Genomic DNA, 24,199 nt, shown 5'->3' on the forward strand with positions numbered 1-24,199 from the left:
CCTAACCCCTCTTCCCTACAATTTCTTGTTGTTTGTCTGACCATTTGTTTAATATTAATATCATTACAACTGAAATAGCTACTATAGTCCAAACCCAAAGCATTGCTCCTTTGTAGTCCATAGCCTGTACTTTAAAGAATATTGCCAATGGCATAGTCTGAGTTTTTCCCGGAATATTTCCTGCTATCATTAAAGTCGCTCCAAACTCACCTAAAGCTCTAGCAAAAGATAATACAACACCACCAATTATTCCAGGCCAAGCAAGTGGTATTGCAATCTTATAAAAAATCTTCCAATTGCTAAGTCCAAGAGTTTTGGCTGCTGATATTAAATTATTATCAATTTGTTCAAAAGCAGATCTGGCACTTCTATACATCATAGGAAAAGCCACTACAACAGCGGCTATAACAGTAGCTGTCCAAGTAAATATAATACTTGAATCCATAAGTTCTAATAATTTTCCCATTGGTCCATTTTTACCAAATAAAAGTAACAAAAAGAAACCAAGTACAGTTGGAGGAAGAACAAGAGGCAGTGTAAATAAACTATCTATAAAACCTCTCCACTTTCCTCTGTAGTTTGCTACTAGATACGCAGTTCCTATTCCTATGAAAAATGTTATAAATGTTGCTAATAATGATGTCTTTATGGAAATCCAAAGAGGTGTTAATCCTGCATTCATTCTTCTTTCTCCTATCTTAAAGCCTATTTAGCTTTTTTAAATCCGTATTTTTCTAAAATAGTTTGTCCATCAGCACTTAATAAGAATTCTTCAAAAGCTTTTGCTTTATCTTGTTTTTCACTAGATTTTAAAACTGCTATTGGATAGTTTATAGGTGAATGACTATCTGCTTCAGTAGTATAAGCAACTTCAACACCATCGTCACCTTGTGCATCACTTAAGTAAACAAATCCAACCTCAGCGTTTCCTTGTTGTACCCAAGCTAAAACTTCTTTAACATCTTTAGCTAAAACTAATTTATCTTTAACTTTGTCATATATCTTTGTGTTATCTAAAACTTCTTTAGCATATTTACCAGCTGGTACTGATTCTGGATCACCTATAGCTATTTTACTTATATCATCTGTAGATAGTGCATCTAAGTCTTTAACTTTTGTTCCTTTAGCTACTACTAATACTAAATCATTAGTTAATAAAGTTTTATTAGTATCTGCTAATAATAAATCTTTGTCTGATAATGCAGTCATTTGTTTTTCACCTGCTGATATAAATACATCACAAGGTGCTCCTTCTTCTATTTGTTGTTGTAAGGCACCAGATGCACCTAAGTTAACTTCTAATTTTACATTTGGTTCTATTTCTTTAAACTTTGTCTCTAATTCAGCCATTGCTTCTTGTAAAGATGCTGCTGCAGATATATTCAATGTAACTGTTTCTTCACTTGCAGTATCATCTTTTTTACTTTTATCTTCACTGCTAGAGCATCCAACTACTCCTATGGCTAAACTTAAAAACAATCCTATTATTCCTAACTTTTTTAATACTTTCATAAATATCCCCCTTTATTGTGTTTAATTACGTTTCATAGTATTATGTCATGTTTTATAACTTATATTGTATATATTTGATACTTTTAGCGCAACAAATTTGTACATTTTTTAGAATAATTAGCAAAAAAAATATTTTATGTTACAATATTTCTAGGGGGGTGTTTATTATGAATTCATCTTTAAATGCAATGGAAGTTGCACAAATGCTAAACATTACAAAAAATACAGTCTATGAAATGATAAAAAGAGGAGAACTTCCCTCTTATAAGGTTGGTAGGAAAATAAGAATCGATAAAACTGATGTTGAAAATTATATAAATAATCAAAAAAATACATTTACAAATAAACCTATTTTGTCACTTGAACCTACTATTAATATTAAATCCTCTTCAGTAAAAAGTGGAGAAATTATAATTTCTGGCCAAGATATTATTTTAGATATCTTATGTAGAATGATCGAATCTAGAACAAAAAATATAAGAACATATCGTTCTAATATAGGTAGTTATAATGGATTATATGACATGTATAATAATAATGTTTCCATATCTTCTTGCCATCTTTGGGATAGCGAAACAGATACATATAATACTAACTTTGTAAAGAAACTACTTCCAGGTGTATCTTGTACTTTAATTAATATTGCTTATCGAATGCAAGGCTTTTATGTTAAAAGCGGAAATCCTAAAAATATTAAAACATGGAATGATTTAAATAGAAGTGATATAACTATGATTAATAGGGAAAAAGGTTCTGGCGTTAGGGTTTTACTTGATGGAAAGCTTAATTCTCTTAATTTATCAAATAATATAAAGGGATATGAAAATGAGGAAACATCTCACCTTAGTGTTGCTAGCTGTGTTGCTAGAGGTGATGCTGATGTGGGAATTGGTAATGAAAAAGTTTCTAAACAAGTAGATAATATCGATTTTATTCCTCTTCAAAAAGAACGTTATGATTTAGTTATAAAAAGTTATGATTTAAATAACCCAATTTATAAATCTATTGTTGATATTTTATCTTCTAAAGAGTTTAAAAGTGAACTTGAAGGACTTGGAGGGTATGATTTAAAAGATACTGGTAAAATTGTTGGACAAACCTAAAATTCACTTTATTTATGTGGCAAAAAATAATGCTCCTCAAGTGGAGCATTATTTTTTATGGTTCAATTAACCCATATTTTATCTTTATCCTATCAAGCTTTTCTATCATAGGTTTACTAAGCACAAATAAGAAAAATATTGTTGATATAGCATGAACTATATTAAATGGAACACCACTTATATATACTGATATTGCACCTGCTTTTGTTATATTTTTTTCCGAAAACATAAGTATTGATGCAGTATCTAATAAGAAACCATATATTAAAAAAGTTGAAATACCTCCATATATGCATAGAGATATTTTCTTCTTTTTTAACATTCCTTTTTTAAATAACACTCCTGCTATAAATCCTATTATTCCAAAAGCAAACATTTGCCAAGGAGTCCACGGACCCTGCCCAAAAAAGAAATTTGAAACAAGTCCAGACACAGCTCCAACTAAAAAACCTGCTTCTCCTCCAAAGCAAACTCCTGTTATTATTACTATAGCTGCAACAGGTTTAAATTGAGGAAGCATAAAAAATGCCCCCCTTCCAGCTACCGCTATAGCTGCTAGTACTGCTATTATAACTAATTCTCTTGCCTGTGGGTCTCTATCCTCAAATACCATAAAAAATGGTATCATAGTTTCTATAACTATAATTAAACTAGTCATATAGTAATTTTCCCTTTGATTTCCATGAAAAACTGACCAGTATATAGTAAATGGTATGGCAAGTAGTATTATAAACATGGCTACAAAAGTTCTTTTACTTAATTTTGAGTCGGTTAATATATGTCTATTTGTCACTCTGTTTCTCATAAAGTAATATCGTCTGCTTTTTCTTCTTTTTTCTTCAATATTTATGACTTTCTTATATATGGTCTTCTCTTTTGCTACTTCTAATGAGTTAGTATCATAATATAGCTCGTCTACTAAGCTAGTGTTTGTAGAACTGATTCCTTGTTCCCTTTGCATAAAGTTATCACATCCTCACATGTTACAGCATTTTCAAATACTTGTCTGCTCATTCTATTTGCTACAGTAGTATAGAAACTATTTCCCGAGAAAAATTTATTTGGTGTATTACTAGTTACAATATTTCCATCAAAGAAAAGAGCACATCTATGAGCATAACTAGCACAAAACTCTATATCATGAGATACCATAACTACTGTTACTTTACTTTCTATTAATTTATTAATCATTTTAGCAAATTTAACTTTAAAATGTGCATCTAAACCTTTTGTTGGTTCATCAAGTATTAATAATTTAGGTTCTAAAAGTAATACCTTTGCCAAAGCAGCTCTTTGTTGCTCTCCTCCACTTAAGTCATAAGGATGATGATTTAATAAATTTTCTATTTCAACTAGTCTTGCTACTTTTGCTACTTTTTCTGCTTTTTCTTTTTTACTCATTCCAAACTTAGGAAGCATTTCATATAAATCCTTTTCTACTGTATTTTTCACAAATAAAGCTTGAGGATCTTGAGGAAGAATAGCCAAATTATTATCAAATAATTCTTTATTTTTATATTCTTGTATATTCTTACCAAAGATCTCTATTTTACCTCTATAAGGTTTTCTTATTCCACATATCAAAGAAACTGTAGTACTTTTACCTGTACCATTTCCTCCTACCACGCAGAAAAACTCTCCTGACTTAACTTCAAAATTTAAATCTTTTAAAACGTCATTTCCGTCTTTCTCATATTTAAACCAAACATCCTTCATTTTTATGGCAGCTTTCTCTTCTGATATGTTATTTTCTTTATCATCTTCTATTCTTGTATATGCAACTTCCTCATTAGAAAATAGCTCATTTATAAAATATCTACCTTCTTTTACTGTAATTGGTGTTTCATTTGTATTTAAAGAAGATGCTATTTTTATAGGTGATGGCATTGCCTCAAACATTTCTGGTATTAGTTGTTTCACTTTACCTCCAATGTTCTTTGGCTTGTCATCAATGATTATTTCACCTTCATCCATAAGTATTATTCTATCTGCCATATTAAATACTTCTTCTAAGTCATGCTCTACCATTACTATTGTAATTCCCAACTCTTCATTGATTTTTTTTATAGTCTTTAAAAAATCACTAGCTGTTATTGGATCTAGTTGACTTGTTGGTTCATCTAAAATCAGTGCAGAAGGTTGCATGACCATAATTGAAGCTAGATTTAATAGTTGTTTTTGTCCTCCAGAAAGCTCTGTTACATTTTTTCCAAACCATGTTTGTATCCCAAAGAAACTTGCCATTTCAGCTACTCTAAGTCTAATGGTTTTATTATCATATCCTAAGCTCTCAAGTCCAAAGGCTAGCTCATGCCAAACCTTATCAGTCACTATTTGATTTTCAGGACTTTGTAATACATATCCAATCTCTGATGATTGTGTTCTATCATCAACTATATCAAGAGATCTACCTTTGAAATATACCTTCCCTTCCCTTTTCCCATAAGGTGTAAGCACTGTTTTTAAATGTCTTATCAATGTACTTTTCCCACAACCTGATTTTCCACAAATAACTACAAACTCCCCAGATTCAATAGTTAAATCTATATTTTTTAAAGCTTGTTTATCTATATTAGGGTAAGAAAAAGCTAATTGTTCAACTCTAAATGTCTCCATTTTATCTCCTCCTTAATATCAAGAATCACTGGGGTAATGCATAAAAGAAAATAAGCTAAATAATCAATTATACTAAATATTGTAATCGGTACCATTTTAATTGCAGGAAAATAAATCATATTATTTTCGCCTCTATAATTTCCTATTAAAATGATTATTGTAAAAAATATCATGAGTACCATTATCATTTTATCCCTATTATCAAATCTATAGTTAGAAAAACTAGTTCTTCCCTTAAGACCATACCCCCTTGACTTCATTGAATCAGCCGTTTCTATTCCATTTTCTAACGCCCAAGTCATCATTATAGATAAAATTTTAATTCCATTAAGCGCCTTGGTTATTATATTTCCGTTGCTAACGTCTCTACCTATACACTTTTGTGAATTTGATATTACCTTAATTTGAGCCTTATATTTTGGTACAAATCTTAACACCATAGAGATTATAAGTGATAGCCCTGGTATTATTTTTCCAAATAAATATATAAATTTATCTGAGCATACTACTGCATTATAACAAGAGAACCAAAAAATCATAGAAATAAACATAGTTGCTGCTGCTATCCCATAAATAATAGATTCTAATGTTAATGGATTCCCCGTATTAAAATAACAAAGAATTGTAACTCCTGCATGACTAAATGCTGGATTTATTACTGCACAAAATACTAAAAATGGTATCATATATAATATATTAAACTTTATAGCTTTTCCTCCATTAAGACAAATGGAGTAAATAAATGATGTTATAAAAGATATTCCTAAAAATACAGGATGCATAAAAAACATACAAAATAATATTACTACTGTAAAATAATAAAAATTTACAATTGGATGATAAGATTTAAATGAATTTATCATTTTTTATTTGCCATCCAATCACATCCAACATCTTGACCTAAGTCACATGTATATCTCCAATTTATCTTGTCACCATTTTTTAATTTATATCTACTACATCCATAGTTAGGATACCATCCATTAACTTTATACATCCATCCACTTAACTCTCCACCATCAAATTCATATAAATTATGTATACCCTCTATATAATTACTGTTATAAATGGGTGTCATAGAAAATTCCATATGAATCTTATTAGCTTTAACTTCCCTTAATAATACATCAAATACTGTTTCATTTTTATAAAACTTAACTTTTTTAGTTTTATATATAATTCCATCATTAGGAATCATATCACCTTTACCATTCTCTATTGCAACCTTTCTATTAGCTGGCTTTAATAAAGTTTTACAATCTATTGATAAAGTTACATAACCTGCTACTTTACTTTTATCAACTTTATTTCCACCTTCATTCCATTCAAATGGTTTTGGTTTTCCAGCTGGAGTTGGATCTGTTAAATATTTATCCTTTCCACCCTCTCCAGCGGTTCCCTGTTCTACGTTAATCCCATGCTCAATTTTATATTGTAAACTTGCTTGTTCTTTTTCACTTTTACTTTCATTACTTGAACCACTAGATGCACTTGCACTACTTGAATTATTATCTTCATCTATTGCAGCTTGTTTAGGATCGCTACCTACAATATAAAAGTCTCCTTTTCTTTCTTGAATGCTAAAATTAAAAGTAGTTCCAGAAGAATTGTCTACTGTAGCTGTTGTTACTTTTTTTAATTTATCTCCATTATATTGATATATATCTGCCGCAGTGCAGTCTAGTTTATCTTTAAATATTAATGATAATGCAATTTTACTATCTAAACTTGTAGACTCTCCAAATGAAAATCCATAAACAATTTTAGAGTCACATTCTTTTTTTACATCTTCTGCCTTGCCATCAATTGAATTAACTAATAAGTTAATATCTTTAGTTTCTGTTATATCCGTAGGTAAAAACATCCACTCATAAGAAAAAGTTTTATTTTCCCCTTGAAGAAGAGCCATTTTTCCACTATCTTTTATTTTCTCAAAAGTTTCTGCTGTAACTGCTCCATTTTCAGGTATTTTATTATTACTTCCCGAAGGGCTACCACCTTCATTGCTACTAACGTTTGAGCAACCTACAAAAGAAAAAATAGTAATGACTATCAATGCTATTAATTTGCTTTTTATCTTTTTCATTTTCTCCTCCACCAAAAACTTAATTATTTAAGTTGAAATATAAAGTTCTTTGTTTTTATAGTCTTTTTCTTTGTTGATAAACTAGTATTATCTAAATCACCTTTTATAGTTGCAAATACAGCATCTTCTATTTTCAAGCTTAATTCATCAGCATTTTCTATATTATCCTTTAGTTTAAATTCTAATCTTAATATACTATTTTTATCACTACTTATAGATTTATTAGTAAAGGATTCTCTACCTCCAGATGAGTCCAAATATATAACATTTATTAAACCCGTTTTATTGCTATTATTCACATCATATTGCCAATCAGGAGATTTAGAAGAATAAGTTAAAATATCACCTTTTTTTAAATCTATAAATTCCAACCTATCTTTATCAAAATTAATAGAAAAACTTGCACTAGAATAAATATTTGAAGGCAAATGTGAAACTTTTAAATCTACATTAACAATATTACTACCCCTAGAGTCTTCACTTGAGTTGAAATATAGTTCTACATCTTTTGTTGTTGCTTCTGTTTCACTTACCATATCAATCTTATTATCCTTAGTTTTTTGAATACTGTAGATAGTTCCTCCCACTAATACAATTGCAGCAAGAGCCAAAATAATACTGATTTTTTTATTAGTAAAATTTTTTAACATTATGCTCCTTCACCTCCTTTATCATCATCGTTATTATCTTTTTTATCATCATAAATAGTAAAAATTTTATATTTTTTATTACTTGTAAATTTACTTATTATACTATCTATATCTCCATTATCTATTTTAGAATCCACGGATACATTTGCTGCTAAGATTTTTTTATCATTAGGACGACTTAACTTTCCATTTAATATTGATTGTATATTTAATATATCTTGTGCATTTACTACCTTATCATCATTTATATCTCCAAATAATATTTCATCTATTTCATTTTCTTTAAATTCATAATTTTTCATTTCTAACAGAACATCTTTTTCAATACTCTTGTCTATAAGAGAAATATATGTTGGTGATTTGCTTAATTTTGATAGCTCTTCACTATAGTAAAGCTTATATTTTTTATTAAATACTACAGATACTTTATCATTTTTTTTAGGAAACTCTACTATTATGCATTTTTTATTTTCTGCTATTAAACCATCTTTCTCACCTTCATATATGCTTTTTACTACTATTGTAGCTTCCTTATCCTTGCTCTTATTATTAGAAGAAGATATGTTGTTTGATTTATTGATTGAATTATTTGCGCTAGATGAATAAGTTCCTAATGAATTACCTCCATTATTAATTAGAGTACTTGAATTATTTTCATTGTTACTATCTTTGTCATAATCATCTTTATTGTCATCTTTATCTAAATTAGGATTATCTCCAGTATCAAGAGTTTTATTTACATCAGTCATATCATATAATCTATTTTTACCATCTACAAACCTTTGATAGGCAACTAATGCATACATACCTTGATCTGTTGCCATTGCGTCAATATCCATATCTAAAACATGCTTAAATCCTCCACCTTTTACATAGAATGTAAGTAAATTAGATATAAGCCAACTTCCATCTTCTTTTATAAATCGTTCATCTTTTGCTGGATCAATTCCAAGGGCACATAGTGCTACTATAACTTGATCAACACTTTCACTATTTGTAGTTCCCCAACTTTCATATCCGCCTTTTTTATTTTGTAATTCTGATAACACATTAAGTGCTCTTTCTATATAAGGTCTTACTTTTTCATCATTTTTGTATGGAGCTAGAGATTGAAGAGCCATTGCCGTAATATCTGGATCAGGTACATTCCCTCTAAGAGCCCATCCTCCTACGGTTCCAGATTTTTGAGTTATCTCTTTGCTTAATATATAATCTATTAGCATATCCCTTGTTGTCTGAGCTTCTATACCTTTTACCTGTGGTATCTCATAATTATTTGTATCTAATGCAATAAGTGCAAATATAGGTCCATTTATCCCTTGCTTGATAACTTTTTTAAAATCAGCCAATTTTTCTAATAAATTATATCCCCCTACATTTCTTGGATCTTTTCCTATAGATGTTAGTCCTAAAATAACTCTAGAGTACTCTGTGTACTTCATGTTATGTAAAATGCCGTCACATTCTTTTAACGTTTTAACTACATTTGAGTAATATTTATCATAATAAGACTGCGGTACTTTAATTCCACCTCTTGCTAAACATAGTATAGACCATTCCCCACTAAATGTTCCTACTGTTGGGTCAGGTGTATTATTATGAATTAATATACCTGTTTTATTTATTGCTTCCTTAACACTAGGATTGGGAGTTTTAAGTGATAATGAATAAGATCCACTTACAAAAGTACTTATAATTACTAGAAATGTTAATATGCATATTATTTTTTTTAATATTCTATTCCTAAACAAAATCTTTCCCCCTTTATAAAAACATTACTTTATTCTATTTAAATGGTAATTTTTATTTTATTTATATACAATAAAATAAGATAAAGATTATACTTAAATTACTTTAGTAGTACTACCTTTATATACTACTTTTTCAATATACTTCTTATAAAAAAGTTAGGATAAATATTACTAAAATATCCTAACTCCTAAAACTATATTATTTTACTTATAGTACTTTATAAAAATTTTACTTTTTAATAGTTCAAATTATCATCTATTTTGCTTTTGCATATTTTACACTACTATATGAACTATAAACTTTTTTACCATCTACCGTTTTGTATGCTTTTACTTTATAGTAATATGTTTTTCCTTTGCTAAGCTTGATATTTGTGTATGATAATGTTGACCCCTTAGTTACTGTTTTTATTTTTGAGTATTTTCCTGATTTACTTGTTGCTCTATAAACCTCGTATCCAGTTGAGCCTGATATTTTATTCCAACTTACTTTAATTTTTTTACTCCCTGTACTTAATTTAATACTTGGAGTCAACGGCTTTGTTGTTATTTTTTTAGAATCACTAAAATTACCATAATAAATTTTTCCACTAACTGTTTTATACGCTCTCACTTTGTAAGTATAACTTGTCGCAGAACTTCTTTTTGAATTTGTATAATAAGTAGTACTATTTTTAGCTACTTTACTTATATAATCATAAGATTTAGTCTTAGAATTATATCTATAAATTCTATATCCAGTTGCTTCTGACACTTTATCCCAAGTAAGTTTAACTGAAGAAGTTGTTGATGTTGCTTTCACATTTTTTACTTTTCTTGGTTCAATTTTAAAAGTAACTTTCTTTGAAAATCCTTTATAACTATTTTTCCCTGTTACGGTTGCTATAGCACTTCCGATATTTTTATTATTACTATATGATACTGTATAATCTGTTCCTAATTTTAATGTTTTACTTCCATCTTTTACTGTAACTGTCGGTTTTATTTCTTTTCCTGTATATGACTTATCTGATATTGAATATACTGAAAACTCTTTTTTCCTTACAATTTTGAATTTAGCTTTTCCTATATAACCTTCATAATTGCCAATACCTGTTACTGTTACTGTAGCACTTCCGACATTTTTATTATCACTATATGATACTTTGTAATCTGTTCCTAACTTTAATGTTTTATTACCATCTTTTACTGTAACTGATGGCTTTATTTCTTTTCCTGTGTATTCTTGGTCTACTATCTTATTAAGTGACAATATTTTAGGTTTTTTAGCATTATCTAGAGCTTTATTTAAAGTAGCTAATGTAGCATTCACTTCGCTTTGTTTAGATTCCATATCTTGTAATACACGGTATGCTTTATTGTAAGCTGATTTTACATTTTTATCTTGCAAAATATGTTCTTTCATATCTGAACTATTTATTTTAGCAACAGCTGTAGTTAAATCATCCTTGTTTGCTGCATCTATTAATGCATCAGTACCACCATCATCTGACATGAATGTTGAGCCTAAATCAGCTCCATATCCCCAGACAGTATATTGCCATCTCATTACGTCTCCATCTTTTAGTTTATAACTACCTGATCCATAGTTAGGAAACCAATTATTTACAGCATACATCCAGCCAGACATAAATGTATAATCAAATTCACCTAACCATTCATCTCGGTCTCTTCCATAAGGCTCATCACATACATCTAAAATATATTTAGGTATTTTAGCATCTCTTTTATCTTTATCCCTTACACTTGCTAAATAAAATGTTTGTCCTACTACTCCCGATTGATTTCCTATACTTCCTGTATATTCATAACTACCTTTTCCCAAATTTTCATCTATTAATCTAGTTATAACTTTTGCGCCAGTATCTCCTTCATATATAGGAACTCTTACTGGCTCTATGATATAACCAAGCCCTAAAGTAAATTTTTCCATGCTAACTGTAACATATCCTTTTGGACTAGAGGCAGCTTCAGCATTTTGTGGCATAACAAAACTCATAACAAAAGTTAAAACAAGTGCCATTAATACTGATAACATTCTCCCTAATATAGATTTTGCTCTTTTCATGAAATCACCCCTTAATAAAAGTATTCTAACTACTCATTTGATTATAGTTACTGATAAATTTCTTATCAATAAATTAACAATAAGATTACACTAAAATCACTACAGTAGTACTACCTACCTCTACTACCATTTATATAAATAAATCCTCCAAATTTGGAGGATTTATTAAAAATGGCAAATTTTATGACAAATATATATTAAATTATATTATTTGATGACTTTTATTATTTTACAGTTATATATTTATAAGCACTGGCTGTTGCTGTTTTGCTCATTTTCACTGTAATTTTAGTCTTTTTCTTTTGTTTTGGTATACTTATTGAGTAAGTACCATTTTTACTAACTTTAACTGATTTTCCTACTTGCTTGTCATTTACATAAACTCTAACTGTTGCTCCTGATTGACCTTTACCAGTAACTTTTTTTGATGTTGATTTTACGGCATTTACAGTAAGTGACTTAGAGAAAACATTTAAAACTGTTGTTGTTTTTAATCTTGTGCAATATCCATTTTTTGAAATTCTAACACTTATCTTAGTATATAGTTTTTGTGAAGGTATTTTAACGGAATATTTTCCATTTTTTCCTACAGTTGCTGTTCCTATTATTTTATCTCCATTGTATACCCTAACTGTAGCACCTACCATACCTGTTCCAGTAACAAGTTTATTATTTGGTTTTACTCTATTTACTTTAAAAGTTTTTATTTGCTTTAATACTGTTTTTATTGCTTCTTGAGAAATATATCCACCTTTAGTCATTTTTATAGTGACTTTTGTTCCACCTACTTGACTAGGTATTTTTATTGAATAGGTTCCATCAGCTAATACTACTGAAGATCCTATTAATTTACTTCCAACATAAGCTTTCACTTTCGCTCCGCCTTGTCCTTTTCCTGTAATTGTAGTTGCACTGTATTTAATATTATTTATAGTTACATTATTATCAAATTCAGCTTTTAATTTACTTACTGCTTCGTTTAATTTATCTACCTTTTCCACATAATTTTTTTGATCTTTGCTTAATTTATCATAAGCAGCTTTTACTTCTTTAATTTTTGCATAATCATTTTTTGTTATATTGGCTGGTATTTTACTTATTAAGTTATCTACCTTAGTCGCCTCTTTTAAGTCTACTTCTCCTTTTGCTACTAAATCTTTTAAATTATTGATTTGTGATATGGTTAATAAATAATTTTGTACATCCTTATCAAGTTTATCAACTTCATTTAATAATGATTTTCCTTCTTCTAATTGTTTTTTATTAGTAATTACTAAAGAAGTTTCTTTTACTTTACTGTCAAATGCATCAGCTTTTTTAATTAATTTTAAGTTTGCTATCACTTTGTTATAATCTTCTCTTGCTGAATTATTTGAATCAAAATATTTTTTAGATTGTGAGTTTAATGATTCATATCTATTTACTAGCATCTTAGCTTTTTCTACAGTACTTCTATTAGCCTTTAATGGCAATTGTAAATCTCCAAATTCTTTTACAAGAGCTTGTGCAGTTTCTTTATTTACTTTGTCTTTTCCTATTTCAGCTACTATTTCATCTAAAGTAGCTTTTGCAGTTTTAACTTTGTCATTATTTTTAATACTGTCTTCCATATTTCCATATGCACTTATTGATACTATCGCTTTATTCATATCTTCTTCTAGTGCTGGTCTTTGAATTTTCTCAACTAAGCTTACAAAGTTGCTTATCTCTAATTGTTTAATTTTTTCTATATAATTATTTAATTTTAATACTACAGTATTATCTACCAATAATTTTTGATCATCACTTAATGAGTCATACATTACTTTTGCTGATAATATATCTGATTTATTCTTATCGCTATATCCATCACTTAAATTAATATTATTTATAGCTTTAATAACTTTATCTGCAAATGCTCTGTTAACTGCTTTTATACTAACAATTGCATTTTCTGCATTTATTATTTTAGTTATATTATTTATTAAATCACTATTTAATAATTCTTGCTGTTCTTTTGTTAATGAATCGTATGCTTTCCTTGCTCCCTTTACAATATCTTCATCTTTTAAAGTTATTTCATCTGGAAGTTTAGATATAACAGTTTTTACTTTTTCTATCTCTAAATTACTTATTGTTTCCTCAGCTTTAAGTAATTTTTCTAAGTTTGTAACATATTTCTTTTGCTCCTCTGTTAATGAATCATATACTCTTCTTACTTCTTCAACTTCTGATTTATTAGCTAATGTAACATCCCCTATTGCATTAATTTTTTCCATAACAGAGTTTGCTGTTTCTTCATCTTGACTTATAACAGTTACTTTACAGTAAGCAGATTTTCCACCTACTTTACCGTATATATTTGTAGTTCCTGCCTTTTTACCAGTAACTACACCATTTTTATCTACTATAGCTATTGAGCTACTAGAAGTTGTCCATGTTGCTGTTTTATCTACTGTTGAATTTTCTGGCTCTGTAACTACAGAAAGTTTTATAGTACCATTTACACTTATTTTTGCTGTACTTGGATTTATAGTAATTTTTGTTATAGGTATATTTACTGTAACGCTACATTTGGCTGTAAATTCACCTATTTGTGCCACTATATTTGTTGTTCCTGCAGCAATTGCTGTTACTAAGCCATTCTCATCAACTTTTGCAATAGATTCATCTTCTGATTTCCATGTCACAGTAGTATCTCCCATAGCATCCCCTGGTAAAGGAGTTGCACTTAAAGTAGATGTCTTTCCTGTATCTAAAGATAATTCTGTTTTGCTAAGCTTTACACCAGTAAGCTTTGATTTAACTGTTACATTACAAGATACAGTTTGCCCATTTGCATAAGCATATAATTTTGTAGTGCCTACACCTATACCTTCTATTGTTCCATCTTGTGAAACTGTTGCTATTTTATCATTTTCTGTAGACCAGTATATATCTTTAACTATAAAGTCTCCATTTATCTTTAATTCTAGTTTTTTACTTTCATTTTTTTGTAAAGTTACATCATTCAGTGACATTGATATCGCATCTGTCATATCATAAAGATTATTTTTACCTTGTACAAACCTTTGATAAGCAACAAGGGCATACATTGCTTGATCTGTAGCCATACCATTTAAGGTTCCATCTAATGTATGTTTAAATCCTCCACCTTCACAGTAATATTCCATAATTGCTGTTACTAACCAATTTTTTTCTTTTATAAATCTAGAATCTGTTGTTGGGTCTATGCCTAGGGCGCATAAAGCAACGATAACTTGAGCCACACTCTCACTATTTACTGTTCCCCAACTTGCATAACCACCATTCTCTTTTTGAATTTTAGAAAGTGTAGCTAATGCTCTTTCTATGAAAGGAGCTACTTTTTTATCATCTTTATATGGCGCCAATGATTGCAGTGCCATGGCTGTTATATCTGGGTCTGGTGTAGTTCCACTTAATGCCCATCCTCCAGCTTCATCAGTACCAGTTTTTATTTCTTTACTTAGTATATAATCAATATATTTTTCTCTTGTAGCTTGTACTTTGCCTTCTGGTGCTGTTGGCATTTTATAGTCCCTAGTATCTAAAGCTATAAGTGCAAAAATAGGCCCATTTATTCCTTGCCATACTACTTTATCAAAATCTCCTAATGGAGCCACCATATCATATCCTGCCACATTTCTTGCGTCCTTGCCTATTGAAGACAATGCTAAAATTAATCTTGAATACTCTGTATATTTTCTAGAATGTAATACGCCTTTTTTCTCTTCAACAATCTGCTCTATTCTTTTATAATAATCTTCATAATAATTTTGTGGGACACTTATATTTCCCCTTGCAAGAGAAAGAACTGTCCACTCTCCTGCATTTGTTCCAAAAGCAGGTTCTGGAACAGTATTTATCATGAATTTTCCAGTAGAGCTTATTGCATCATTAACAGATGGTGATGGTGAATTTATGTTATCATTCACACCTAATTGTTTAAGGGCACTTTCTAAGGATTTTAAAGCACTATCTACCTCGTCTTGTGTACTTTCCATATTTGTTAATACATTATTGGCTTTATCATAAGCTTTTCTTACTTTCATACTGTTTAATAATGATAATTTATTATCTGCACTATTTACTTTTGCAACAGCTGTTGTTAATTTGTCTTTATTAGCTGTTTTAATCGAACCCCAAGATGATCCTAAATCTTCACCATATCCATATACAGTAAATTGCCATCTCATTACATCCCCATTTTCTGGGTGATATCCTGCTACACCTACATTTAAAAATTCATTTGCTACAGTATACATCCAACCTGACATTTGAGTATAATCAAATGCAGATAGCCAGCCTTCTTTTTTTCTACCAGTAGGATCACTTGATAACTTTTCTAAAATATATGTTGGTATATTTTCTGTTCTGTAGTCATTATCTTTTATACTAGAAATATAAAAAGTGCTTTCAAGATCCCCTGTTGCTTGATAATTTCCACTTCCAATAACTCTGTCCATAACTTTAGCTCCATTATCACCTTCATAATAAGGAACTATAATCGGCTCTTGTATATAACCCAAACCAAGCGTAAATTTTTCTACACTTAAAGTTACATACCCTTGAGGAGTTTTTCCCTCAATATAGCCCAACTTCTGATTAGTCTGATTCTCTGTACTTGCAAATATTGGACATATCATATTAAATACAAGCACTAAAGACATCATTAGGGATAAAAATCTTCCCTTGAGTTTTTTCATCAAACTCATCCCCCTTTTAAGTTTATTATTGTGACTTTTACAAAATATTTCTAAAACGGATATATTTTGTTATATTAAAATTATATAAAAAAAAAGACCAGAACATAGTCTAGTCTTTTTGTATTAGTATGGTAGTACTACTTAAAGTAATACCATATAAATATTTTTATTCTTTACTTTGTAACTTCACATAAGAAATTGCTTCTTTTCTATTTCGGAGGTTTAACTTAACAAAAATATTACTAACATGTTTTTTTACTGTACATTCTGTAATATACAGTTTATTACCGATTTCTTTATTATTGCAACCATCTCCAATTAATTGCAACACTTCATCTTCTCTTTTAGTTAGTTTATTTCTACTATGCTTTTCTTCATGTTCAAATAACTTTTCCAATAAGTCCAAATCATAATATTTTTTCCCTTTTATTACACTTTGTATAATAGAGGAAAAATCATGTTTATCAGGTATATCTGCAACATAACCTTCCACGCCATTTTTTAAAGCTCTCTTAAAAATAACACCTCTTTTTCTAATATCCAATACAATAACTTTTATTCCTTTATTAATAGACTTTATAGATTCTATAAAGCTTAATAATTCTAAATAGTCATTTCTAATATCTATTATTATCATTTCAATATTATCGTACTGCATATTACAAATAAGTTCTAATTTTTTCACAGAAATAACTTCAATTTCATCTTCACTATTATTTAGTATATCTTCTACTACTCCAATTATAATATCTGATTCTGAAATAACCAAAACACTCATTTTATTTCACTCCTTAGCAAAAACACAAAAAATCAATTAAGCTGACATTTTAGTTTTAAATTTATTTCCTCAATCTTGAAAAAATTATAACCTTAACCCAAATAAATTCCTTTATTTCTTTAACTATATGTATTTATAAAAAAGTCTATCACTTAAGTTAAATCCTGTCAATTAAAGTAGTACTACCTTATTGTTCTAAAAAAACCTCCTAATAAAAAGGAGGTTTCTACCTAATCAATAATTTTAAAATATTTCATTGCATGCTCTATTCCATCTTCATCAATATGCTTTGTAACAAAAGTGGCCTTTTTAAATAAATCTGGATTTCCATTTCCCATAACTATACTATTTGAAACATTCTCTAACATAGGTATATCATTATTACTATCTCCAAAAGCAAAGGTATTTTCTTTATCAATGTTAAAATGATTAACTAAGAAATCTATGCCACTCCCTTTTGAATGTCCTTTAGGTACTAACTCTCTTGTTCCTTTTCCATGATCTATATAATCAAATAGTTCTTTTATATCTTCACAAAAGTCGTCTATATATTTATTATCATCGTATCTAATAAACATCTTATTAAATGTCATATTATCTAAATCATAGGTCTTTATTGGATAGTTTTGTTTTCTTAAATTTGATAGTAAGAAGTCATCTTCTGTGTTTTCATCCACATATATTGCTTCTTCACCTTCTAGTACAGCATTTAACTTATATTTTTTTAATGAATCTAATATGATATTATAATTATCTTTGCTTACCCTATTGGAATAAAGTACCTCATCATTAACTTCTATATAAGTACCACATCCACAAACGTATCCATCAAAACCTATTTCTTTTATATCGTCACCAATTAATGATTTTGTTCTTCCTGTATTTATAAAAATTAAATGTCCTTTTTCTTTTGCTTTTTTTAGTGCAATTTTTGTACTTTCCGGTATAGTGAAAGTTTTATGAGAAAGTAAAGTTTCATCTATATCAAAAAATAAGATTTTTCTATTTTTCATGTTATTATCCTCCCTAACGCCTTTTTCTTCACATATAAAATATAGCCTTAAGTTATATTTTTTTCAATTGTATTTTTTCTATGACATATTTATTTAAAAAAAGCCAGTATAAAACTGGCTTTATTCATCGTCTTTGATACTATATCTAGCATCATCTATTATATTTGGATCTTTATATACATTTTTACTTCCCCTCATATTGGGGTCTTGTGGACCTTTATATTTATCAAGCTCTTCATTAATTATGCCGATTGCCCATATTATCATAAAAGCATCATCAAAAAATCCTAATGGACCAAATAAAGCTTCTGGAATAATATCTATAGAAAATACAAAGTATATTAGTGTAGCTACAAAAGAAAAGAATACTTTAGCCTTTCCTAAAAAAAATACATTTCTATCACTAAAGTAATCTGCAACTTTAGGCAGATTCTTTATAAATCCTATACCAAATCCAGCTTCTCTAAATTTTACTAATACCCTCTTAAAACTATCTAAAAACCTGTTGCCAGTATTCATAGTCTTGTTCATTATACATTCTCCTTAAGAATAAGATATTTCCACATAATTGTTTATACAATATATTAAAACAAAAATGGACTATATTCAAGAAAATTTTTTATGTATTAGTATAGTTTATTCTACAATTAATCCTATTAATCTTACTAATTCTAATCCTTGGCTAGCATTTACTTTAGCCTTGTATAGTTCTGGTATTCCAATTTCTATTCCGTCAATTTCACAGTTAGACAAATTTACATCTTCTAAATATGTTCTTGTGAAAACTGTCTTTTTAAAATCACAATCATCAAAATTTAAATATTTATTTTTTACTTCCATAAATACACTAGAAGCAAAAGACGAACCTTCAAAACTTACCTTATTCAATTTACTGAAAGCAAAGCTACTGTAGTCACCTAAAATATTCTTAAATAAGCAATCTTTTAAATGTGCATCTTCGATTTTACACCCTATCATTTTACAATTTACAAATTCAGTCCTAAAAATACTTCCTTCAGAAAAATCAATGTTTGATAAATCACATTTCTCAAATATCACATCTAGTAAGTCTATATATCTAAATGTACAGTTTTCAAAATTTACATTTTTAAAAACACAACTGTCAAAAGATAACCTAGACTCATCCATTGTTGGAATATCAATGTTTTCAATCAGTTTATCACAGATTTTTTCATCTTCTTCTATTAATTCTAAAAAGTCATCCACAGTGTTTATCACTTCTAAATTAATATTTATTTTAGGCTTTTGAATTTTTTTCAAATTACTCATCTCCATCCTTAAAATTCCTCCATACTCTTTGGAAAAATAATTATTTTTATTTAATTATATTACCATTTATTTATTTCTTTACATATAATTTTCCCGTCAGCGTATTTTTCTAAATATTCACAAGCCTCATCCATATATTTAGCTAGTTCATCATCTCCATTAAACGAAATTATATTCATTAAAATATGCTTAGCATCTGTAGTTATCATTGCTCTTACAGAATCTGAAGTAGTGCTGCCAAATTTACCTTTATCATCATAAAATACTGGTAAATGAGCAATATTCAACTCTCCCTTTCCTATTCCTGTATAAGTTTCTCCCTCATCAGCTATAGTAAAATGAATCTCTCCACTTATTTTATCTAAATCATAAGTTCCCACTGAGTATGAAGAATTTAAAGAAATTAAATTATTTATATCTACTACATTATTAACTTTGTATAAACCAAGTCCCCTAGCTATTCTTCTATATAATGCCTCAGAAGATAGTCTATATCTAGATGGATCTTTTCCAAAAGATTTATAAGCCACCCTAGAATCTGCAATATTTTTTATTGTAGTTATTGACTTAACAGGAACATTATTTTCTATTTCTTTCGCTTTTTCGTCAATTATATTCCATAATTGCTCATTATCCTCTATTACATTTACATAAGCTTCGATAGAGCCTATTGCTATATTATTACATTTTTCATTAATTTTATCATCAATTATTATTTTCATTTTTTCAGCCCCTTTTCTATTTAGATATAATTATACTATAAAAAAATATATTTATCATTTTAACCAATTTTTTGTTTATATCCACACTTAATTTACCAATAAAAATATTTTCTTGACATAAATTATTTTTATAGCCAATTTATCCCATACACTATGTTAAAATGATAATAGTTAAAATATTATTTTAAGAGGTGTGAATATGTTAAGTGAAAAACTAGAAAAAAGTTTAAATGATCAAATAACCTTTGAATTCTATTCTTCATATACTTATTTAGCAATGTCTGCTTTTTGCGAGTCATCTGACCTAAGTGGATTTGCTAATTTTTTTAGAGTTCAAGCAAAAGAGGAGTTAGACCATGCCATGAAGTTATATGATTATGTATTCCAAAAGGGTGGCAAAGTAGTTCTTGGGGAAATAGAACAACCTAAAAAAGAGTATGATAGTATGGTAGATCTATTTGAAACCGGTTTATCTCACGAAAGAATAGTAACAAATAGAATTTATGATATTACTGATATAGCTACTGAAGAAAGAGAACATGCTACTATAAGTTTCTTAAAATGGTTTATTGATGAGCAAGTTGAAGAAGAAAATAACTTTAACTCTTTACTAAAGAAAGTTAAAAGATGTGAAAACAATTCAGCAGCACTTTATATGCTTGATGATGAATTAGCAAATAGAACTTATATGGCTCCTGCTACAAATTAATCTATAAAGTTATCTATAATGACAATCATTATAGATAACTTATTTTTTTATATTTTTAAATGTTAATTAATATTTTATTTAAATAAAAAAGCTTTCCAAATTAGAATATAGTATTATAATAATGTTAAATAAATTCTAGTAAAAAGGGAGCATGGATATGAATGAATTAAAATCACCAACCATAAGCGATATGGAGAGAAATATATTAAAAATATCTACAGAATTATTTTTAAATCAAGGCTATGATAAAACTACTATTAGACAAATTGCTGAAAAATCTGGAATAGGAAGAGGCCATCTATATTATTACTTCAAAAAAAAAGAGGATATCTTGATTCATATCTTTAAACAAATCCTAAATAAAATTTATGATGATGTTATAGAGAATAGCGATGATAAAACAGAAATATTATTAAGCTATGCTACAATCCAATGTATCTATACCTATACTCTAGTGCTGAATGAAAAATTATTTAGAATTTATCTTCAAGGTTCCAATATAGAAATTGTAAGAAGAGCCGCTCAAGATATTTTAATAGATTTGTGTAAGAAAAAAGCTAAAGATATGAATTATAATATAAGTGAAAAGGATATATGTTTCAGTATTACTATTGGATATGCTGGAGAATGTGAATTACTGAAAAGATTTTATCACGGTGAAAAAAACTTTGATATAGATTCAATTGTAAAAAGCATCATATCTACCCGCTTACTTTTGCTTAATATAATAGATTATAAACAAGTATGCCTTATTGTTGATAAAGCAATGAAAGAAGCAAAAAAATTTGATTACAATAACATAATAGAAAAACTCCATATTTTTGAATTTTAGATGAACAATATAAAATTGTTCATCTTTTTTAATTATAAAGAAATCCTGTTTTATCCGTCCTGCAGATAACAGATAAATTACAACTTCGTGACTTATATAATATGAAAAAACGTTGGAAATATGAACGAATCGAATTTTTTATTAAATTCTATTAGAAATTATTAACAAAATAGTTGACATCCTATTGGGCACGCCCTATAATTTTGTTATAAATTTGGGCATGCCTAAATAAGTTCTAATATTTTGGAGGGGTAAATATGGAAAGGATTGCAAAAAAAATTGCAAATCATAGTAAGTTAATCTTACTATTGGCAGTAATCTTATTGATTCCATCTGTATTTGGTTATTTTAATACAAATATTAATTATGATATCTTGAGTTATTTGCCAAATAATATTTCTACTACAAAAGCCGAAAAAATTTTAAAAGACGATTTCGGCTGTGGTACACTATCCATGCTAATTGTAGAAAATATGGATGATAAAGACGTTGCTAAAATTAAAGACAAAATTGCTAAAGTTGACGGTGTTGCAGACGTCTTATGGGTAGATGATTTTATGGATTTATCAGTTCCTAAAGAGATTTTACCAAAAGATATGACTGATTTACTATACAATGGTGATAAGTCTACAATGATGATAATAAAAATGGAAAAAGCTACTGGGGATATAAAAACTCAAAATGCAGTATCTTCCATAAGAAATATTGCAGGAAAACAATCTTTTTTAAGTGGAATGTGTGGAATTCTTAAAGATACCAAGGATCTAGCAGATAAAGAAGTTCCTTTATATATACTGACTGGTGGTATTTTAATTTTAATTATTTTAGGTCTTTCTTTAGAATCAACTATTATACCGATAATTTTTTTAACAAGTATTGCTATGGCTGTAATATATAACTTCGGTTCAAACATTATATTTGGAGAAATATCTTATATAACAAAGGCCTTAGCTGCTGTATTACAATTAGGTGTTACTATGGATTATTCAATATTCTTATTCCATAGATACGAAGAGGAAAAACTCAAATTCCCTGATAATAAAAAAGATGCTATGGCAAATGCTATTAAGAATACACTTGTATCTGTCGTCGGTGGTTCCATTACTACTTTTGCAGGCTTTTTAGCTCTATGTGTTATGGACTTAGCTATTGGAAGAGATATAGGTTTAGTAATGGCAAAAGGTGTTTTAATTGGTGTTCTTTGCACAATTACTATACTACCTTCTTTTATACTTGTGTTTGATAAACAAGTTGAAAAATATAAACATAAAACTGTAATGCCAAACTTTAATAAAGTCTCTAAATTTGTAGTCAAGCATTATAAGAAATTAGCTATCTTATTTGTAATAATATTTATTCCATCTTATTTTGGATATAAAAATGCTGATGTTTATTATAATTTAGATGAAAGTTTGCCAGCTAATTTTCCATCAATTATTGCTACAAACAAAATGAAAACTGATTACAATATGGAAAGTACCAATTTTATTTTAGTAAAAGATACCATTGCTCCAAACGACTTAAGTAAAATGATTAAAGAAATCGAAAATTTAGATGGCATTACTTCAGTTATTGGTCTTGAGAAATATATTGGTCCAAGAATTAATCAAGATTTTTTACCTGAGGATATTATAAGCGAAGTAAAATCTAAGGGTTATGAAGAAATATTAGTTAATTCAAAATACAAAGCCGCCACAGATGAATGTAATGCTCAAATTGAAGAAATAAATAAAATAGTTCATGAGTATGACAAGGAAGGACTTGTGGGTGGTGAAGCTCCCCTTACTTTAGATTTAATAAAAATTGCTGATTCAGATTTTACAAAAGTAAATATTGCCTCAATTGTAGCTATATTTATTATTATTACTATACTATTTAAATCAGCATCTCTTCCAGTAATACTCGTTGCTACTATAGAGTGTGCTATATTCCTTAATTTAGGTATCCCTTATTACACGGGAACTGTAGAACCATTTATAGCTTCTATTGTTCTGGGGACTATACAATTAGGTGCTACCATTGACTATGCTATTCTTCTTACATCTAGATTCAGAGAAGAAAGAAATGAGGGATATGAAAAATTTGAAGCTATGGAACATTCAATAAAAAGTAGTGCTCCTTCTATTCTAACTAGTGCTTTATCATTCTTTGGCGCTACTATTGGTGTTGGATTAATATCTAAACTTGACATGATTAGTGCTCTTTGTACCTTAATGTCAAGAGGTGCCATAGTTAGTATGTTTATAATTATATTTATACTACCTGCAATACTATTATTATTTGAAGGAATAGTTGTTAAAACGAGTAAAAATTTTATAACTAAAAAAGAGTTATGTGAAGAATCTAATTAATTTATAGGAGGC

The 24,199-nt window shown here is 28.5% G+C and carries 19 protein-coding genes; 4 read left to right on the forward strand and 15 right to left on the reverse strand.

Going from position 1 to position 24,199, the window contains the following annotated elements:
* Nucleotide 1: 1 nt before the first annotated feature.
* Both modB and modA read right to left on the reverse strand, forming a co-directional pair.
* Nucleotides 2-682, reverse strand: a complete 681-nt coding sequence (modB, locus tag QX51_RS09590; RefSeq protein WP_039679689.1) for a molybdate ABC transporter permease subunit — start codon at nucleotides 680-682, stop codon at nucleotides 2-4.
* Nucleotides 683-705: 23 nt separating this feature from the next.
* Nucleotides 706-1,512 carry a molybdate ABC transporter substrate-binding protein gene (gene modA / locus QX51_RS09595; protein ID WP_039679690.1) on the reverse strand — a complete coding sequence of 269 codons (807 nt, stop codon included), beginning with the start codon at nucleotides 1,510-1,512 and terminating at the stop codon, nucleotides 706-708.
* A gap of 167 nt (nucleotides 1,513-1,679) precedes the next feature.
* On the opposite strand from modA, the gene QX51_RS09600 reads away from it, so the two are divergent.
* A complete protein-coding gene (locus QX51_RS09600) occupies nucleotides 1,680-2,615 on the forward strand; it encodes a helix-turn-helix transcriptional regulator (protein WP_039679691.1) in 936 nt (311 codons plus the stop codon).
* A gap of 55 nt (nucleotides 2,616-2,670) precedes the next feature.
* Here the strand turns inward: QX51_RS09600 and QX51_RS09605 are convergent, their stop codons facing one another.
* The 13 genes from QX51_RS09605 to QX51_RS09670 all read right to left on the reverse strand — a co-directional run bounded on the left by QX51_RS09605 (nucleotide 2,671) and on the right by QX51_RS09670 (nucleotide 20,295).
* A complete protein-coding gene (locus QX51_RS09605; protein WP_079768020.1) occupies nucleotides 2,671-3,576 on the reverse strand; it encodes an ECF transporter S component in 906 nt (301 codons plus the stop codon).
* Nucleotides 3,534-5,231, reverse strand: coding sequence for an ABC transporter ATP-binding protein (locus tag QX51_RS09610; protein WP_039679692.1), 1,698 nt, complete (start codon nucleotides 5,229-5,231; stop codon nucleotides 3,534-3,536). The genes QX51_RS09605 and QX51_RS09610 overlap by 43 nt, the downstream gene beginning before the upstream one ends.
* Nucleotides 5,204-5,917, reverse strand: coding sequence for an energy-coupling factor transporter transmembrane component T (locus tag QX51_RS09615; protein WP_330376063.1), 714 nt, complete (start codon nucleotides 5,915-5,917; stop codon nucleotides 5,204-5,206). The genes QX51_RS09610 and QX51_RS09615 overlap by 28 nt, the downstream gene beginning before the upstream one ends.
* Before the next feature lie 173 nt (nucleotides 5,918-6,090).
* Nucleotides 6,091-7,317 carry a DUF4430 domain-containing protein gene (locus QX51_RS19485; RefSeq protein ID WP_052232978.1) on the reverse strand — a complete coding sequence of 409 codons (1,227 nt, stop codon included), beginning with the start codon at nucleotides 7,315-7,317 and terminating at the stop codon, nucleotides 6,091-6,093.
* Nucleotides 7,318-7,340: 23 nt separating this feature from the next.
* Nucleotides 7,341-7,967 carry a cohesin domain-containing protein gene (locus QX51_RS09625; RefSeq protein ID WP_039679694.1) on the reverse strand — a complete coding sequence of 209 codons (627 nt, stop codon included), beginning with the start codon at nucleotides 7,965-7,967 and terminating at the stop codon, nucleotides 7,341-7,343.
* On the reverse strand, nucleotides 7,967-9,718 hold the full coding sequence (locus QX51_RS19490) for a hypothetical protein (RefSeq protein WP_052232979.1): 1,752 nt from the start codon (nucleotides 9,716-9,718) through the stop codon (nucleotides 7,967-7,969). Before QX51_RS19490 ends, QX51_RS09625 begins: the two co-directional genes overlap by 1 nt.
* 256 nt (nucleotides 9,719-9,974) lie before the next feature.
* Nucleotides 9,975-11,786: a DUF4430 domain-containing protein gene (locus QX51_RS09635; RefSeq protein ID WP_039679695.1), complete on the reverse strand. Its 1,812-nt coding sequence runs from the start codon at nucleotides 11,784-11,786 to the stop codon at nucleotides 9,975-9,977.
* A gap of 224 nt (nucleotides 11,787-12,010) precedes the next feature.
* Nucleotides 12,011-16,492, reverse strand: a complete 4,482-nt coding sequence (locus QX51_RS19495) for an Ig-like domain-containing protein (RefSeq protein ID WP_052232980.1) — start codon at nucleotides 16,490-16,492, stop codon at nucleotides 12,011-12,013.
* A gap of 166 nt (nucleotides 16,493-16,658) precedes the next feature.
* On the reverse strand, nucleotides 16,659-17,270 hold the full coding sequence (locus QX51_RS09650) for a response regulator transcription factor (RefSeq protein ID WP_039679696.1): 612 nt from the start codon (nucleotides 17,268-17,270) through the stop codon (nucleotides 16,659-16,661).
* A gap of 230 nt (nucleotides 17,271-17,500) precedes the next feature.
* On the reverse strand, nucleotides 17,501-18,283 hold the full coding sequence (locus tag QX51_RS09655; protein ID WP_039679697.1) for a Cof-type HAD-IIB family hydrolase: 783 nt from the start codon (nucleotides 18,281-18,283) through the stop codon (nucleotides 17,501-17,503).
* Nucleotides 18,284-18,403: 120 nt separating this feature from the next.
* The gene (locus tag QX51_RS09660; RefSeq protein ID WP_039679698.1) at nucleotides 18,404-18,814 is read right to left on the reverse strand and encodes a YkvA family protein; all 411 of its coding nucleotides are present in this window, start codon (nucleotides 18,812-18,814) and stop codon (nucleotides 18,404-18,406) included.
* Nucleotides 18,815-18,919: 105 nt separating this feature from the next.
* A complete protein-coding gene (locus QX51_RS09665) occupies nucleotides 18,920-19,573 on the reverse strand; it encodes a pentapeptide repeat-containing protein (RefSeq protein ID WP_039679718.1) in 654 nt (217 codons plus the stop codon).
* A 59-nt stretch (nucleotides 19,574-19,632) separates the two neighbouring features.
* The gene (locus tag QX51_RS09670; RefSeq protein WP_039679699.1) at nucleotides 19,633-20,295 is read right to left on the reverse strand and encodes a B3/B4 domain-containing protein; all 663 of its coding nucleotides are present in this window, start codon (nucleotides 20,293-20,295) and stop codon (nucleotides 19,633-19,635) included.
* Nucleotides 20,296-20,494: 199 nt separating this feature from the next.
* Between QX51_RS09670 and QX51_RS09675 the strand changes: the two genes are divergently transcribed.
* The 3 genes from QX51_RS09675 (at nucleotide 20,495) to QX51_RS09685 (ending at nucleotide 24,187) form a co-directional block, all read left to right on the forward strand.
* The gene (locus tag QX51_RS09675; protein WP_039679700.1) at nucleotides 20,495-21,004 is read left to right on the forward strand and encodes a ferritin; all 510 of its coding nucleotides are present in this window, start codon (nucleotides 20,495-20,497) and stop codon (nucleotides 21,002-21,004) included.
* A gap of 157 nt (nucleotides 21,005-21,161) precedes the next feature.
* On the forward strand, nucleotides 21,162-21,836 hold the full coding sequence (locus tag QX51_RS19500; protein WP_052232981.1) for a TetR/AcrR family transcriptional regulator: 675 nt from the start codon (nucleotides 21,162-21,164) through the stop codon (nucleotides 21,834-21,836).
* Between the two features lie 257 nt (nucleotides 21,837-22,093).
* A complete protein-coding gene (locus QX51_RS09685; RefSeq protein WP_039679701.1) occupies nucleotides 22,094-24,187 on the forward strand; it encodes an efflux RND transporter permease subunit in 2,094 nt (697 codons plus the stop codon).
* The last annotated feature ends 12 nt before the right edge of the window (nucleotides 24,188-24,199 follow it).

The sequence above is a fragment of the Terrisporobacter othiniensis genome (genome assembly GCF_000808015.1).
Lineage (GTDB): Bacteria > Bacillota > Clostridia > Peptostreptococcales > Peptostreptococcaceae > Terrisporobacter > Terrisporobacter muris.